We start from the raw sequence: 14,820 nt of genomic DNA on the forward strand, positions 1-14,820 counted from the left end.
AGGGGAAAAGGTAGGGAGAAAAGATGAGTCAAGAAATTGAAATGAGAATCAGTCAATGTAATCAAAAATTACGAAGTATATTTGAAGAGCAAAATGAAAACCGAATTGCGTTGCAAAATCAAGAACGAGATGAGGCTAGTTTTCATGAATGGAAAAATAGAAGCAATCGTTTATTTAACCGAATACTAGAAACTTGGTATGGTGACAAAGAAGTATTTCACCTGTTCACGAATATGCGGCAAGAGATCAGGCAGTATGAAAGAAAACTTACATTCGAATTAGAGAACGAAAAAGAGACGTTGCTTAAAGAAAAACGGCATCTCAGTGAGAAAGAAAACGACCTTTCCTATGAACAGCAGCAACTACAAAGGGAGGTCAATGCATGAGTTTAAACATGTATTTGGGAGAAGTACAAAGTCAAACTCAAAGTATGAACGCTATATGTAATGCTACGATTCAAAGTATGGAACAAGCCATTCAATCTATTGATGCATTTGCGATAGATACAGTATTACAAGGACAAACATACAGTAGTGCAAAAGCCTACCTTGTCCAAACATTTCGGCCATTAGCGCAAGGAATCATATGCTTATGTGAAGAATTAATTCGCCAAAACGAAGCATTCCCAAATGAGTTCCAAGCAAAAGTTGCTTCAACAGATGTGATCGAACATGAAATAAGACAACAAATACAGGAAATTAATCAATCGATTGCAAGTATAGAAGCAATCGAAGTACTTACACCGATGCCTGGAGTAGACGCAATTGTAACGTTATTAAGAGCAATGAGAAAAAAACTGGAAGAAAAACTAGAGCATTTATATGAATTCAATCATTCATCCAGCAACAACTACAGCACCGCCCTCCAATTAGCAGCTAGCATCACAGCCGGACTCTCTGAAGTGCAAAGCGGGAAAGGATTTAGTCCTGTGAGTGGTACGTTTCATAGTGAAAGGTTAAATATGGAATGGGCAAAACAAATTCAAATAACTATAGAAGAGAAAATACGGAAATCTGACAATGGTATTGGAAAAAGCGTAGACTTAGAGCACAATGTGTATAACGAAACGGAAGGAATAAGTAGCGAAAATATATCTATCAAAAATAGATTTACAAAAGAAGAGATACAAGCGACACAAAAATATCTTGAAGGAATTAAAAATGGTACAATAAAAGGGAATATAGGTGAGGATTTCCAAGTTGAAACCGATGATTATGAAATGGAGCATAACATTTTTGGCCAGCCAGTCGGTGGTAGAAGGCCAGTACTCGATCCTTTTTTAATCGGTGTGGCGAAGTTTGGATTCGATTTTTTCTTTGGTGATCTTTTCACACTCTTTGACTCAGAAGCTACCTATGGTGAAAAACTCCTAGCAGTTGGAATGATGTCCCCATATGGGAAGGGTGTAAAAATAGTTGATAAACTTCATGATTTAAAAAAGGTTGGAGATGTGAAGAAAGCAACGGCTGGGAGTGCGGGGGGTACTAAGGGGATAGATAATCCTTTACTACCAGGTGAAGGGAAAGTTGGAACATATGAAGAATTAATTGATGCAGGAACACGTGGAGACAATATAACTCCTCACCATATGCCGTCTGCAAAATATATGAAAACAAAAGCAGAGGTACATAAAAATGATGGAGTAAGTATGAATATGGAGCACCCTCATCCAGGGAAAGGGGGCAGGCACCGTCAAACTGAAACATACGGAATGACTGGTAAGAAATTAGATGCCTATCTTAACCTTGAACCACGTGACGCTTTAGCTCGTGATATAATTGATGCAAGGAATATTTATATAAAAGAAGGACTTTACACTCCTGAGATACGTTCAGGACTATTGGAAGTAATAAAATTAAATAAAACAAAGTACCCAAATATTTTTGACAGACAATAGGAGGTGGGGAAAGTTGGACATTTTAGTCGAACTTACCGAATTAAAGAATAATCGTTTATTAAGAGATGAGAATGAAGTAGAAAAATTTGAAAAATCTATTGGGAATATTTTAGAAATGGAGGATGTTAACCATATAGAAGTATTGTGTCAAGGCTTTGATGATTTAACTGAAAATGATGAAGTAATGTTTGGTTTAATTCATGCTATAGAGTCGTATGACAAGATTGTTAGTTCTGAAGTTTCGCTGAAAGTGTTAGCTAATTCTATTCCTAAGATGATTCCTCATGCTAAGGAATGGTTAAAGATACTTCACAAAAGAATATTGAATCATGAACCATCGAGGAATATTTATAAAAAAATCATCCCTACATTAAACAATGATATTCAGAAATATGTTGTTTCTCAATTAACTAGTATTAAAGAAAGAAACCCAAGTCGTTTTGAAGAAAGTGTAAATTCAATATTAGATTTTTTAAAGTAAGTTAAAAACCTTGACTGGCTAAATGCCTTTCAAGGTTTTTTAGTAAACTAAAAGGTTTTACTTTTTGAAGATTTCACATGTAAATCAAAACTTATAATAGTAAATTGATATTCAAATATAGCGACAAAACTTACAGAATAATAGTTATCTATTAAATGAAACTACAATTCATAAGTGTTGATTTCTTTTTCTACCATTTTAAAACAAATATTATATTACTCCTGAGATTAACGCAAATAGCTACCACAATATTAGGCGATAAGGTACTAAATAAAGTAGGACATATCGCAAAAGGAGCAAAAGCATAAAGTGGAGTAAGTACATTTGCTAATGCAGTAACACTAGCAAAAGAATTGAAGCCTACCCTTGAAATGCTACAATCATTTAAGAGAGATGCTTCCTATGCATTCTCTAGTGTTGGTGGAACTATCGTAACCAAAATACCTCAAGGCGAATTAATAGAAGCTTATTATAAGTTTGCGAAGTCTAAAGGTTATTTTCAAGATGCAAGTGGAAGGTGGCATCGACCTGGTGGGGGTTACGCAAGTAATAAAGAAGTGGGTTTACCTGTGCCAAGTGGCAGCACTAAACGTTTGAAATATATGGGTAGTACACCTAGCAAAGACTCCAGAACTGGTAAAGCAGTAATAGAGAGAATGAAAAATGAAGATCCACCAAAAATACGAACAGTACGTGGTAAAACTGAATTTTTAGACACTAACAATAAATGGCGTCCGTTAAGTGAAGCAGATATGGCACATAAAACAGATGCAGTTACTTGGTGGAACGAAGTCGGACGGAATTATGGACCAAGGTCTAAAGAAGTAAGAGATTGGATGCTTGATCCAGATAATTATTTTTTGGAACACTATAGTAAAAACCGTTCTGAAGGTGCTAGTTTAGGACAGACATATGTACCACCAAAATAATTAGGAGGAGCTTAAATTGGAATTACAAGATGAACTTTATGACAGAATAGTAAGTATATGTTCTCAAGGTGATAATTTAGTTGATAGGTTTGAGTATGAGAATGCAATAGAAAAGTATTTGGAAGCTTTAGATTTAGTTCCAAAACCAAAATTTAACTGGGAATGTAGTACATGGATTTACACAGCATTGGGTGACACGTGTTATATGAATGGAGATTTTAGTGCTTCTAAAGACTTTTTATTTAATGCAATTAATTGTCCTGATGGAATAGGAAACCCTTTTATTATGTTACGTCTGGGTGAATGTCTGTATGAATTAGGAGACCTTAACAAATCTAAAGAATATTTGTTAAGGGCATATATTCTTGAAGGTTACTCGATCTTTGATAGTGAAGATGACAAATATTTTAATGTAATTAAAGATGCAATTTAGGGGGATTAATAATGGCTTATGTAGCAGGTGAAAATGGTGTCTATATACAAGAGTTAATGGATAAGAGTAATGAAGAGTTTGATAAAGGTAATTTAGATGAGTCAGTTTTTTTATTGGAACAAGCATGGAAAGAGCTCCCTGATGATAAAGTGATTTATGATGAGAGCTTTTTAATAATATGGGGGATTTTAGATATCTCTATTGTATTAAATGATGTTGAACGGATGAAAAAATGGGTTGATAAAATATTTGTCGCAGATCCTGAAAGAGGAGATACAGGTGAACGAGAACTCTGGGCTGGAAAGGTGGCTTATGAGGTAGGGGATTTCTCTAAAGCTAGGGAGTATTTAGAGATAGCTAATAAGAAATCCAAGGGTAGATGCTTTAGCGCAGAAGATGGAAAGTATTTAAAATTTTTGAAAGACAAATAATAAACTTAGTGTTAATTATTGTGGGAGTTAATCTAGACTTGAAATTTTGTAATTATATAAGTGATTAATGTGCTCAGTACACCATTAATTTGGTCATATTGAGCTTTTTCTTATTCCTATTAAAAACTTTTCATTTGAACTTAAGGATAAAATGTAAAATGATAAAAAATTATTTACGATTGATTACAGTTCGAAAGTGTTGTCTTATTCAAGATGGAAATTTTCTTTTAGCAGTTCAGTGAAAGAGACCAATTCTAAGTGGGACGGGTAATTTGAGCTGGAAAAGTAGCCCAAACATTAGAAGCAGTTAGAGCACAACAACGTACGGTAATAGAATCAGTAGAAAGTGGCGAAGTAGCTTTAAAAACAACGAAGCGTAAAGGGAATTATGGTGAAATGAAGATGGATGACTTTTTTGAAAGTCAAACATATACCAGAATTAGTGATGATCGTGTAATAACATTAGATCAAAAAATTGTTAAGGGAATAGATGCTGTATATGAAAATTCATCTCCGCCACCTAAGTATGTAATAGCGGAGGCTAAGTATAACACATCCAAATTGGGAAAAACAAATGATGGTAAGCAAATGAGTGAAGATTGGATTCTTGGAAGTGAAAGGTTAGATAGTACTTTGTCAAAAGAAAAAGCAGATGAAATTGTGGGAGAGATGTTGCTGAATCCAGAAAATGTTCAAAGAATTGTTATTCAAGTTATGCCTGATGGAACGATTGTGAAGAAAATTCTTGAAGTATAAAAGGTGGAAAAGAAATTATGCTAAGGGATAAAATCAAAAATGATATATATTTTAACAAATTTATCAATTATGAGGAAAAGAGAATAGAAAAGTTTTTATTATTGGTTGAAAAGGTTATTGAGGAAAGAGGCAAAGATGATAAAAGTGTAAAGAATGGATATATAGCGTTACAAGGGTATCATTTTAATAAATTAAGGGCAATGTACTCTGCGGGTTGTTCTATTCAAACTATTCGTGATTTTTTACCTGAAGTAATAAATATAATGGAAAAAGTGTGGAATAAAGAAAGTGGATATATACGTATGTTATGGATGATATCTATAGCAGTAATGCTAAATGTTGAAGATAAAGAATTTAATAGACTAATAGCAATGGTAAGGAGAGAAGGATTAAATGATTATTTGATTAATTATTTTATTGCTTTTAGAAATAGTGAGCCATCAGATTTTTATGAGCAAAGTGAGTTTTATGTACAATATCCATATTTCAAATTAAAAGAAGTAATTGAGAGTAATAAAATTTCACAAGAGAATTCTATAAAAAATTTAGAGAAATATATAAAGGAGTATTGGTATAAGGGACATTTAGAAGAAGCATGGTACGATGCACATGAAAATAAACATGACATTTATAGTGGTTACTGGAGTTTTGAAAGTGGAGCAATCGCTAAAATTTTAAAATTAGATGATTCAACCTTGAAAGATAGTTCATATTACCCTTATGATATGGTGCATTGCCAAGAAAAATAAATGTTGGAATCCACAGTGATAAATTTTTACACTGTGGATTTTTTAGTTTGTATTAAAGTAGGTATAAGGGTAATGTTGGTAATGGATCCAGTGAGCTAGATGTAAGATTGATACAGAACTAATTAGGAAATATGTACGAGATGTTGAAACGCAGACGAATTATGAATTATCACTGGATTTTTTTATCTAAATATCCATAATATCTAATTGAATGTTAGTAAATTCATAAAAATATTGTTATCACCCTTTATTTATATCTGTATATATAAATTAATTGAATAATTTAACTAAATCTTCAATAGGCCATATCGCAAAAGGAGCAAAAGTATCAAGTGGAGTAAGTACATTTGCTAATGCAGTAAAACTAGCAAAAGAATTGAAGCCTACCCTTGAAATGTTACAATCATTTAAGAGAGGTGCTTCTTATGCATTCTCTAGTGTTGGTGGAACTATTGTAACCAAAATATACCTCAAGGCGAATTAATAGAAGCTTATTATAAGTTTGCGAAGTCTAAAGATGGTGGTAAGGGTACGGGTGATGTTGGTAAGGGCGTCAGTGGGGCTGGAAGTAAGATTGATGGAGAACTAATTAGAAAATATGTACGAGATATTGAAATACAGACAAATAGAAAAATACAAAAAAACCAAATGGAAGAATTAAAAAGTGCATTAAGAAATACAGAATATAAAAAGATGACGTCTTCAGAAACAAAGAGATATAGACGAGGGTTTAATAAAATTAAGAATTCATTAATTGATGAATGGGAAAAACAAACTGGTCAAAAATGGCCAACTTATACAGAAGATGTGATTTCAGAGAAAACAGGAAAAATCTTAAGAAAAAAAGAGAACCTTATGATGCTCATCATAAAATTGAAAACTCTTATCGTGGGGAACATGAATGGTGGAATATCCATCCTGCTAAATTTCCTAATGAGCATCAAGGTGGTATTCATGGTTCAGGTTCAACAGGAAATAAACTTTTTAATGGAGGTAAATAATATGAAGTATGATTATCTAGTATCAAATAAACATAATAGCTTTTATCCAGTAGCATTAGAAGAGATAGAAGAAGTGGAAGAGGTATTAGGTTTGAAATTTCCAAAAGAACTAAAAGATTTCTTCTTAAATGTTGGGTATGGCTTTATCAAAGGTTCTAAGTACAATATTAATCGTATTATGGACCCTTATTCTATTAGAGATTTTCGATTAAAGCAAAATGATTATGAATTTTTTCCAGACATTGAAGTTTATGATGATTTTGAAGAAGAAATAATCTTTTTTGAAGGTAATGAAACAGTTTTAATTTCAATTAAATTAACAACAGAAGAAAATAATGGGATTTATTATGATGAATTTAAAATTGCCGATTCACTAGAAGATTTTCTTGCAAAAATATCAGAAAATGATTTATATTATATGGATTTAATTGATTGAAATAAGAAGAAATATTTTTATCAAATAATCACAGTTCGAGAACGTAGTCTTATTGAAAAGAGGGTAGAAGCTCGTTCGATTAGGAAACGGCTTTTGTAATCGGGTGAATGATAAAAACTATAGTATGTATTAAGATGAAAACTCCAGTGATTTTATGAATCATCACTGGAGTTTTTTATCTAAATATCCATATTTTGAGAGTGTATATAACCTTCCATAATATCTAATTGATTGTTAGTAATTTCATCAATATATTGTTTTAATTCTTTGTTTATATCCATATATGGAAGGCGGTTTCAGAGTTTAGCTAAGTCTTCAATTGGCCATATTGCAAAAGGAGCAAAAGCATCAAGTGGAGTAAGTACAATTGCTAATGCAGTAAAACTAGCAAAAGAATTGAAGCCTACCCTTGAAATGCTACAATCATTTAAGAGAGATGCTTCCTATGCATTCTCTAGTGTTGGTGGAACTATCATAACCAAAATACCTCAAGGTGAATTGATAGAAGCTTATTATAAGTTTGCGAAGTCTAAAGATGGTGGTAAGGGTACGGGTAAAACTAGTGAAATAGCTAAGGAATCTGGAAAAGTAGCCCAAACATTAGAAGCAGCTAGAGCACAACAACGTACGGTAATAGAATCAGTAGAAAGTGGCGAAGTAGCTTTAAAAACAACGAAGCGTAAAGGAAATTATGGTGAAATGAAGATGGATGATTTTTTTGAAAGTCAAACATATACTAGAATTAGTGATGATCGTGTATTAACATTAGATCAAAAAATTGTTAAGGGAATAGATGGTATATATGAAAATTCATCCCGCCGCCTAAGTATGTAATAGCGGAGGCTAAGTATAATACTGCGCAACTTTCAAATACAAAAGATGGAAAGCAAATGAGCGAAACATGGATAGATGGTTCTAGACGTTTGGAATCAACTGTTGGAGAAGAAATGGCAGATAAAATTCGAGAAGAAATGCTTTTGAATCCTGAAAATGTACAAAATATACTAATTAATGTTGATAAGGATGGTAATGTGGTTAAAAGCATTTTGGATTCTTCTGGGAAGAAAATAATTGAGTAAGGAGAATGAAATGAGAGATATTTTAAAAAATGAAGATTATTTCGAGGATTATTTAAATAGACAAAATAATAGAATAGAAAAGTATAAAGAATTAGCAATGAAAGTAAAAAATGAAAGACCAAATGATTTAGGTAGTATTAAAAGAGCTTATGGATATATTGAATCAATTTGTATTGATAAATTTAATTGTTTATATTCAATGGGAAGACCTATGGAAGTACTAAGAGATTTTTACCCCGAAATAATTGAGGCGATGAAAAAGGGATGGAGTGGTAAATATAGATATATATATTTATTGTGGGTTCTTTCTATTGGGATAATGCTAGATGTTTCAAAAGATTATATAATTGAATTAGAAAAGTTGGTAGAAAAAGAGAAATTGAATGATTATTTGATTGATTTTTTATTTAGTTATAAAGATGAAAATTGGGAAGGGAATACCACGGAATTTATCTTTGCAGACCCATATAAATCAATTTATCGTGTGGTTAATGCAAAGAATAAAGAAGAATCAGTAAAAGAATTGAAAGAATATTTAGAGGGAAAATGGTATAAGGGGCATAGTGATACAGGCTGGTATGATTCACATGAAAATAAAAATGATATCTACAATGGTTATTGGAGTTACGAAAGCGGAGCAATCGTAAAGATTTTAAAATTAGATGATTCAAGTTTAAAAAATACTTTATACTATCCTTATGATATGGTGCATTATCAAGGAAAATAAATGTAAAAATCCACAGTGTTCAACTTTTTACACTGTGGATTTTTTAGTTTGTGTTAAAGTAGCTATAAGGGTAATGTTGGTAAGGGATCTAGTGAGCTAGAAGTAAGATTGATGCAGAACTAATTAGGAATTATCACTGGATTTTTTTATCTAAATATCCATAATAAATGGATTGAAGTTCAGAGGTTATTTAAATGATGCTGGGGAGATAACTAACTTTTTCCCAATTCTAGACTGATATTATCAAGATACAATATTTATAGGAGGATAAAATGAATAGTAATTTTGAATTTATTGAAGATAAAGAGAAAAATGATCAATTGATGTCAATATATTTTAACTTTATAAACGGTAAGTACTTGGAAAGAGCTTTGAGTTTTTTTGTAAAAAAAGAGGGGTTTGGACAAGAAATAGTATTCGTTCATTTTCAGTCTGATTTAGATGGATTTGATATGTCACAGCTACCTACACCTTTAGATGATAAGCATGTGTTAGTTGAATTAGATTCTCCAGCTGTTGAGTTTGAACAACAAGTGTATTTGGACTTTGAAACTTTTTATAATTATTTGGAAGAACATGTGAAAAAAGAAGTGGAAAAAAATCCAGAAAGAAATGGATTAATGGATTTATTAGTGCAAGTTAAGCGTAGCTTAAATTTGTAATATCTTATAGCCATTTTACTAGATTCGTAGGGCAGAAAAAGAACTTTTTGAAGAACGCGTTTTTATTAGAATTTTATTATATTTCAATAAGGAAGATTGTCTGATATTGAATCAGTAAAGAGGAAGTTATAGATGAAAAAGAATCAACAAAAGAGACTTCATATTTGAGGTCTCTTTTGTTGATTTAAATTGAAAATTATTATTTAAGCGAATTCTTTTTTGTACCTCGTATTTCACATACACATAGGCTTTATTTGCTGTTACATAGTATGTTTTTCAACGTCAAGAAACATTAGACAAAGCAGGACAATATTATTAAATAGCCGGGTCTATTGTAGAAATATTTGAAGGTATTTTGCTCATAGGCGGATCTAATTTCTTAACTATCGTGGCAGAAGTAGGAACTGGTGGGTTAGCATCACCAATTGTTATTCCATTAGATATAGCAGCAACAGCTACTGGGGCAAGTCTTTTTGTACATGGTGGATTTGTTTGGAATAAATCGATTCAAAATACTAAGGATACTCTTCAAAAAATCCAGTCTTCTGGTGGAGGTAAGGGTGCGAGTAATCGAATACCTTCTTATGGAAAAGATTCTGTACCTAAAGGTCCATACCGTGAAGTAAATGGTTATCCAATAAAAGTGAAAGCAGGAGCGCAAGAAAAGCATATTCCTGATACACCGAACTATAAACAAGAATTAGCAAATGGAAAAAATAAGAGCATTTCTATGGCGATAATAAAATAGCGCAAGAATTGCTTGATAAGTTCGCCGGGAAAGGTGAACTATTAAAAAACGGTAGAGAAAGAGTAGACTTTGGTGAGCCAATAGGAAAATATTATGACCGCAATACTGGTGAATACCATGAGACTACTAAAGGGTTGATCCATTATGGAAAAGATGGCGCTCATATAGTACCATCAAGACCATAAAAATCATAAGAAAAGAGGATGCAAATGGGGTACGATTCTTTAATTGGAACATTAATAAATTATGAACATAGTGACATGATACTAGAATGGAAAAGTGGATTGAGGATTATTGGAGAACTAGATACAGTTTTTGAAACAGACAATGGACTATATGAGGATGATATAAATTATACAGAATATGATGCAGCTGTATTTAGAGTAAATAATATTTTATCTCGACCTAATACAAACGAAGGTACTGTATATAATTGGTTAAAACAAGAAAAAAGTTCATTGGTTGAAATTTCTCTCTATGATGATCCGCCAAGTGCAGTGTTTTTAACTGACGGAAAAAGAGTATGGGAAAGAAAAATGTGTAAATAATAGGTGGCATTTAAACTGTTACCTTATTAGTCAAATTAGATTTAGTTAATTTTGATATATGGTTTTTAAAGGAATCAGAACAGGCTACTAACATATACTCTGGTATGAAGAAAAGATATCCTAATCGTAAGCTGATTCCTTTTGCTAAAAGAGTTGATAATGACGATACTGCATATTTTGAAATCGGCAAAGGAAGTAAAGTTCAACTTATTCATGATTTTGCTTCTGAAGGCTTTGAACAAAGAAAAGATAAGCATCCTATTATTTTAGAAGTTAATACTGAAAAAGCTAGAGAAGAAGGCGTTAAATTTTATTTAGGAAATGAAAAAGTTTGGTTAGCAGATGAGATTCCTAGTGAGTTTATCGCAATTAATAAGAATTAATTGAATCTATTCTACTAGCTTATGACGGCAGGAAAAATTTTTTCTTTAGGATATATATTTGAATGAACCATGTTATCTGTCTTAAAATAAACAAATAAATGGCGAGTTACTTATGGAAAATAATCAACAAGAGAGACTTCACATTTGAGGTCTCTTTTGTTGATTTAAATTGAAAATTATTATTTGAGCGAATGCACTTTCGTACCTTGCATTTCACAGGCACATAGGCTTCAATTGATGCTATATAGTATGTTTTTCAATGTCAAAAAACATTAAAAAAAACAGGGCAAAATTATTAAATAGCCGGGTCCATTCTAGAAATGTTTGAAGGTATCTCGGTCATAGGCGGATCTAATTTCTTAACTATCGTGGCAGAAGTAGGAACTGGTGGGTTAGCATCACCAATTGTTATTCCATTAGATATAGCAGCAACAGCTACTGGGGCAAGTCTTTTTGTACATGGTAGATTTGTTTGGAATAAATCGATTCAAAATACTAAGGATACTATTCAAGAAATCCAGTCTTCTGGTGGGGGTAAGGGTACAGGTGTTGATGGTCAGGGAGCCAGTGTAGCAGGGAACATTGGAAAAAATGATAAACTAGCAAGTCAAGGGCATTTTGATGCTGGCGTTTCAGGTGCTCCAAAAGTTGATGCAGGAAAACAGGGTAAACATGTTCCTGGTCATGGGAATAATGTCTCAACCAAATCGCAGTGGGGAGCAGGGAAAAATGGAGTAGTAGAGACACAAGAAGCATGGGTGAAAGGAACACCAGTAAAGCCAGACGGAAGTGTTAGAGTGCATGATTTTGGAAAGCCAATAGGTCCAAATGGAGAAACGAGGGTAAAGGTTCATATGGATGGTAAAGGAAATATACATGGGTACCCTGTACAATAAAGGAGAATAATTATGAGTGATGAGATACTAAAAGTTGTTAATAAATTATATAAACAAGGTGATTTCCAATATGTTTTGGGGAAATTTGTTGATAAACATTTTTGGGATGGAGAAATTAATAAAATATCAAATATAAACGTTGATAATATTACTGATTTTAGTTATTCAACATGTTTTTCTTACATTCTTCTACCACTAGATGTGAAATTTCGTTTTGGTAGTGTAGAATTTAGTGAGTACGTTCGGAAGCAATCAGAAATTAATTGTGTAATGCTAATGATTTCGGCAATCGCGCCATATGCAGTGGTTAAATATTTAAGATATAGATATACTAATGGTACAATCGAGCTAGTTGAAGAGTCCTCGCCATACAATGATGAATCTAAGAAAATAGGAAGTAGTATTTTAAAATTATTAGATAGTAACGGAATAAAGAATCTTGATAAAGAAACGTTAAGTATTGAAGTGGAGGATGTTTCGTTAGAGTTAAAGGAAACAGGTGTTACTATATATAATTGTCTATTTGAAGATGAGTATTAAAAAGAAACATTAATGATTGTGCAGAAACCAAAGAAGGGATATAAATAATAGAGGTAGATTAGTAGTTGTTAAGAAGTGATTACAGTTCGAAAATGTAGTCTCATTAAAAAGAGTGACCCTCTTTAGAAAACTTTTATGAGTGTACTCCATAGGGTAAATGTCCGAATATTTGTTAAAAATCGTTACGAAAATTACAATTTATGTAATAGGAAGATGAAAGTTAAAAATTTCTAGGGATAAACCAGTTTCAACACTAGGGCAAGTTAAAGGTGGATGTAGCTTCAGATATTAAAAAGATGAAATTAAAGTATACTGTGAAGAACAAGGATTGTACTCGATGTATATTTTTAGAGATAAAGAAATTAATTGCGCAAAAATGAATGAAGAAGCATCAGAAATAGACAGGGTGGGCTTGTGAGAAATGTGGGCTCACCTTTCGTCTGTTCAAATTGATTATGTGGTGGTGCTAAACTAAGTAAAACTAAAGATGGAAGACAAATGTCAAATGATTGGTTGAATGGTGCGAAGACCCGAAAAAGTAGAATATTGAAGGCAGTTGATGGAGATGCAAAATTAGCATCAAAGATTACGAAAGCATTACAAGATCAGGAAGTTGAGAGAGTGTTATCAAAGGTTGATAGTAGTGGAAATGTGAAAACATTTAGAATAGATGCAAAGGGTAACATTGTTGGAGAATGGCCATAATTTAGAAGCGAGGAGGAATTGAATGGTATGAGAGATTATTTATGTATAGAAGAAAAGTGTAGAGAAGGAATTGAATATCATAAAGAGTTTATAGAGGAAAATAGAGAAGATATTAAAAGTTTAGAAGAAGATACTAAAAATGGAATTCAAAGATATTCTAAAGATAATAAGAGTATTATAGAAGGGACATATCTAGCCAATTTTAGATATGAGATGGAGGAAATTAGGGCAAAGTATTCTTTAGGGGAAGATGTTAGTGTAATAGAAAAAGATTTTCATAATGCAATTTATGATTTAGAGAATACAGGAAGTAGGGAAATTGGATATTTAAGTCTGATTTGGATGATTTCCTTAGGAATTTTGTTAGAAACGGATAAAAAGAATATAGAAAGATTAAAAAAGATAGTTGATAAAAAAAATGTGAATGATGCAGTAATTGATTTCCTCTTATGCGCTAGTGATATTGGATACACAAAAATGACGAATAGATATTATAAAGAAAATCCATATGCAAAAACGAGAGAGATTATAGAACTTGCACAAACAGATAAAAAAGAAGCGTCTAAAAGATTGCAAACGTACATGGAGAAAGAATGGTTTAAAGGCCATTATGATTATGAATGGAAAAATGCACATAAAGAACCTGGATATGTGGGGTATTGGAGCTTTGAGACAGCTGCAATAGTAAAGATACTCGGACTTGATGATACAAGTTTAAAAGATAATAATCATTATCCATATGATTTGGCACATTATAAAAATGAAATGAAATTCAAGCATATAGACCTAAGTGAATATCACTATGAAGATGAGACAGAAGAAATCGAGGATATAGTAGAAGGAATTGAACATAATCCTGCATTGGAAAATATTATTCCGCCAAAATGGCATTTATTGGTCAATGAATTAATACATGATTATGAGAATATGGATGATAGTAGTTTTTATGAAAAATACAAAAAAACGATAGGAATAGGTCAAGTGTGGTTCTTACCACAAGAGTATGAAGAAGAAAATGAGCAAAAAAATCTATTAGGAAGTTTAATTGTGTTTGCCCTGACGGTAAGAGATTATATATTACAACTGGACTATAAAGACGATTTAGAAGACTACATTGATAATCTTAAAAATTTCTGGAATGTTTCAGAAACAAAGTTAGTTCAATTTATATTAGAAAATGATCAAAATTATTATGCATGGGTACCAAAAGAAGCAAGCATCCCAAATATGTATGAAGTGAAGATTGAGAGTGTCGATGTAGAGGAAGTTCTATAACGAACAAATCGAAATGGTTTTTATTATATGTAATATTAGAATGCATTTTACTAGTTAATTGAAAACAATGTATGCGTGGGAGTAAAAAGGATGTATTGTTACTAAAAATTAGAGGGAAAGAAGGCTGTTGGATTGAGTTAAGCA

16 protein-coding genes and 5 pseudogenes are annotated in these 14,820 nt (G+C 32.2%); all 21 read left to right on the forward strand.

What is annotated here, in order from left to right; genetic code table 11:
* Positions 1-23: 23 nt before the first annotated feature.
* The 21 genes and pseudogenes from ACTFRM_RS10440 to ACTFRM_RS10540 all read left to right on the forward strand — a co-directional run bounded on the left by ACTFRM_RS10440 (position 24) and on the right by ACTFRM_RS10540 (position 14,676).
* Positions 24-386, forward strand: a complete 363-nt coding sequence (locus ACTFRM_RS10440; RefSeq protein WP_000076583.1) for a DUF3958 family protein — start codon at positions 24-26, stop codon at positions 384-386.
* Positions 383-1,897: a T7SS effector LXG polymorphic toxin gene (locus ACTFRM_RS10445; RefSeq protein ID WP_440043279.1), complete on the forward strand. Its 1,515-nt coding sequence runs from the start codon at positions 383-385 to the stop codon at positions 1,895-1,897. Before ACTFRM_RS10440 ends, ACTFRM_RS10445 begins: the two co-directional genes overlap by 4 nt.
* 13 nt (positions 1,898-1,910) lie before the next feature.
* A complete protein-coding gene (locus ACTFRM_RS10450; protein WP_043936975.1) occupies positions 1,911-2,378 on the forward strand; it encodes an Imm30 family immunity protein in 468 nt (155 codons plus the stop codon).
* Between the two features lie 227 nt (positions 2,379-2,605).
* Positions 2,606-3,307: pseudogene (locus tag ACTFRM_RS10455) on the forward strand (cytoplasmic protein); the annotation flags it as partial.
* A 16-nt stretch (positions 3,308-3,323) separates the two neighbouring features.
* The gene (locus ACTFRM_RS10460) at positions 3,324-3,740 is read left to right on the forward strand and encodes a tetratricopeptide repeat protein (RefSeq protein WP_086385807.1); all 417 of its coding nucleotides are present in this window, start codon (positions 3,324-3,326) and stop codon (positions 3,738-3,740) included.
* A gap of 11 nt (positions 3,741-3,751) precedes the next feature.
* Entirely contained in the window at positions 3,752-4,171 is a 420-nt protein-coding gene (locus tag ACTFRM_RS10465) for a hypothetical protein (RefSeq protein ID WP_071711790.1), read from the forward strand.
* 282 nt (positions 4,172-4,453) lie between these two features.
* Positions 4,454-4,927, forward strand: a pseudogene (locus tag ACTFRM_RS10470) (hypothetical protein); the annotation flags it as partial.
* Between the two features lie 17 nt (positions 4,928-4,944).
* Positions 4,945-5,676 (forward strand): PoNe immunity protein domain-containing protein, encoded by a 732-nt coding sequence (locus tag ACTFRM_RS10475; protein WP_086385805.1) that lies wholly within the window; start codon positions 4,945-4,947, stop codon positions 5,674-5,676.
* Positions 5,677-5,974: 298 nt separating this feature from the next.
* Positions 5,975-6,677 (forward strand): annotated as a pseudogene (locus tag ACTFRM_RS10480) (cytoplasmic protein); the annotation flags it as partial.
* A 1-nt stretch (position 6,678) separates the two neighbouring features.
* Positions 6,679-7,113: an SMI1/KNR4 family protein gene (locus tag ACTFRM_RS10485; protein ID WP_086385804.1), complete on the forward strand. Its 435-nt coding sequence runs from the start codon at positions 6,679-6,681 to the stop codon at positions 7,111-7,113.
* Between the two features lie 315 nt (positions 7,114-7,428).
* Positions 7,429-7,674: pseudogene (locus ACTFRM_RS10490) on the forward strand (T7SS effector LXG polymorphic toxin); the annotation flags it as partial.
* A gap of 329 nt (positions 7,675-8,003) precedes the next feature.
* Positions 8,004-8,192 (forward strand): hypothetical protein, encoded by a 189-nt coding sequence (locus tag ACTFRM_RS10495; protein WP_033694114.1) that lies wholly within the window; start codon positions 8,004-8,006, stop codon positions 8,190-8,192.
* A 10-nt stretch (positions 8,193-8,202) separates the two neighbouring features.
* On the forward strand, positions 8,203-8,919 hold the full coding sequence (locus ACTFRM_RS10500; protein ID WP_086385803.1) for a PoNe immunity protein domain-containing protein: 717 nt from the start codon (positions 8,203-8,205) through the stop codon (positions 8,917-8,919).
* A 272-nt stretch (positions 8,920-9,191) separates the two neighbouring features.
* Positions 9,192-9,581, forward strand: coding sequence for a hypothetical protein (locus ACTFRM_RS10505; protein ID WP_086388290.1), 390 nt, complete (start codon positions 9,192-9,194; stop codon positions 9,579-9,581).
* 319 nt (positions 9,582-9,900) lie between these two features.
* A pseudogene (locus ACTFRM_RS10510) lies at positions 9,901-10,514 on the forward strand (polymorphic toxin type 50 domain-containing protein); the annotation flags it as partial.
* A gap of 24 nt (positions 10,515-10,538) precedes the next feature.
* Entirely contained in the window at positions 10,539-10,877 is a 339-nt protein-coding gene (locus ACTFRM_RS10515) for a hypothetical protein (protein ID WP_088322379.1), read from the forward strand.
* 56 nt (positions 10,878-10,933) lie between these two features.
* On the forward strand, positions 10,934-11,260 hold the full coding sequence (locus ACTFRM_RS10520; protein ID WP_368074245.1) for an RNA 2'-phosphotransferase: 327 nt from the start codon (positions 10,934-10,936) through the stop codon (positions 11,258-11,260).
* A 320-nt stretch (positions 11,261-11,580) separates the two neighbouring features.
* Positions 11,581-12,156, forward strand: coding sequence for a hypothetical protein (locus tag ACTFRM_RS10525; protein WP_088322381.1), 576 nt, complete (start codon positions 11,581-11,583; stop codon positions 12,154-12,156).
* A 12-nt stretch (positions 12,157-12,168) separates the two neighbouring features.
* Positions 12,169-12,696, forward strand: a complete 528-nt coding sequence (locus ACTFRM_RS10530) for a hypothetical protein (RefSeq protein ID WP_001278748.1) — start codon at positions 12,169-12,171, stop codon at positions 12,694-12,696.
* Positions 12,697-13,194: 498 nt separating this feature from the next.
* Positions 13,195-13,401, forward strand: a complete 207-nt coding sequence (locus tag ACTFRM_RS10535) for a hypothetical protein (protein ID WP_000063994.1) — start codon at positions 13,195-13,197, stop codon at positions 13,399-13,401.
* 27 nt (positions 13,402-13,428) lie between these two features.
* Entirely contained in the window at positions 13,429-14,676 is a 1,248-nt protein-coding gene (locus tag ACTFRM_RS10540) for a PoNi-like cognate immunity protein (RefSeq protein WP_440043281.1), read from the forward strand.
* Positions 14,677-14,820 lie beyond the last annotated feature (144 nt).

Origin of the sequence: Bacillus cereus group sp. MYBK227-1 (assembly GCF_051916325.1) — a bacterium.
Taxonomy (GTDB): Bacteria; Bacillota; Bacilli; order Bacillales; family Bacillaceae_G; genus Bacillus_A; species Bacillus_A cereus.

Coding starts and splice junctions, on each gene's coding strand:
- ACTFRM_RS10440 (WP_000076583.1), top strand. CDS start 24: ATGAGTCAAGAAATTGAAATGAGAATCAGTCAATGTAATCAAAAATTA.
- ACTFRM_RS10445 (WP_440043279.1), top strand. CDS start 383: ATGAGTTTAAACATGTATTTGGGAGAAGTACAAAGTCAAACTCAAAGT.
- ACTFRM_RS10465 (WP_071711790.1), top strand. CDS start 3,752: ATGGCTTATGTAGCAGGTGAAAATGGTGTCTATATACAAGAGTTAATG.
- ACTFRM_RS10475 (WP_086385805.1), top strand. CDS start 4,945: ATGCTAAGGGATAAAATCAAAAATGATATATATTTTAACAAATTTATC.
- ACTFRM_RS10485 (WP_086385804.1), top strand. CDS start 6,679: ATGAAGTATGATTATCTAGTATCAAATAAACATAATAGCTTTTATCCA.
- ACTFRM_RS10495 (WP_033694114.1), top strand. CDS start 8,004: ATGAGCGAAACATGGATAGATGGTTCTAGACGTTTGGAATCAACTGTT.
- ACTFRM_RS10500 (WP_086385803.1), top strand. CDS start 8,203: ATGAGAGATATTTTAAAAAATGAAGATTATTTCGAGGATTATTTAAAT.
- ACTFRM_RS10505 (WP_086388290.1), top strand. CDS start 9,192: ATGAATAGTAATTTTGAATTTATTGAAGATAAAGAGAAAAATGATCAA.
- ACTFRM_RS10515 (WP_088322379.1), top strand. CDS start 10,539: ATGGGGTACGATTCTTTAATTGGAACATTAATAAATTATGAACATAGT.
- ACTFRM_RS10525 (WP_088322381.1), top strand. CDS start 11,581: ATGTTTGAAGGTATCTCGGTCATAGGCGGATCTAATTTCTTAACTATC.
- ACTFRM_RS10530 (WP_001278748.1), top strand. CDS start 12,169: ATGAGTGATGAGATACTAAAAGTTGTTAATAAATTATATAAACAAGGT.
- ACTFRM_RS10535 (WP_000063994.1), top strand. CDS start 13,195: ATGTCAAATGATTGGTTGAATGGTGCGAAGACCCGAAAAAGTAGAATA.
- ACTFRM_RS10540 (WP_440043281.1), top strand. CDS start 13,429: ATGAGAGATTATTTATGTATAGAAGAAAAGTGTAGAGAAGGAATTGAA.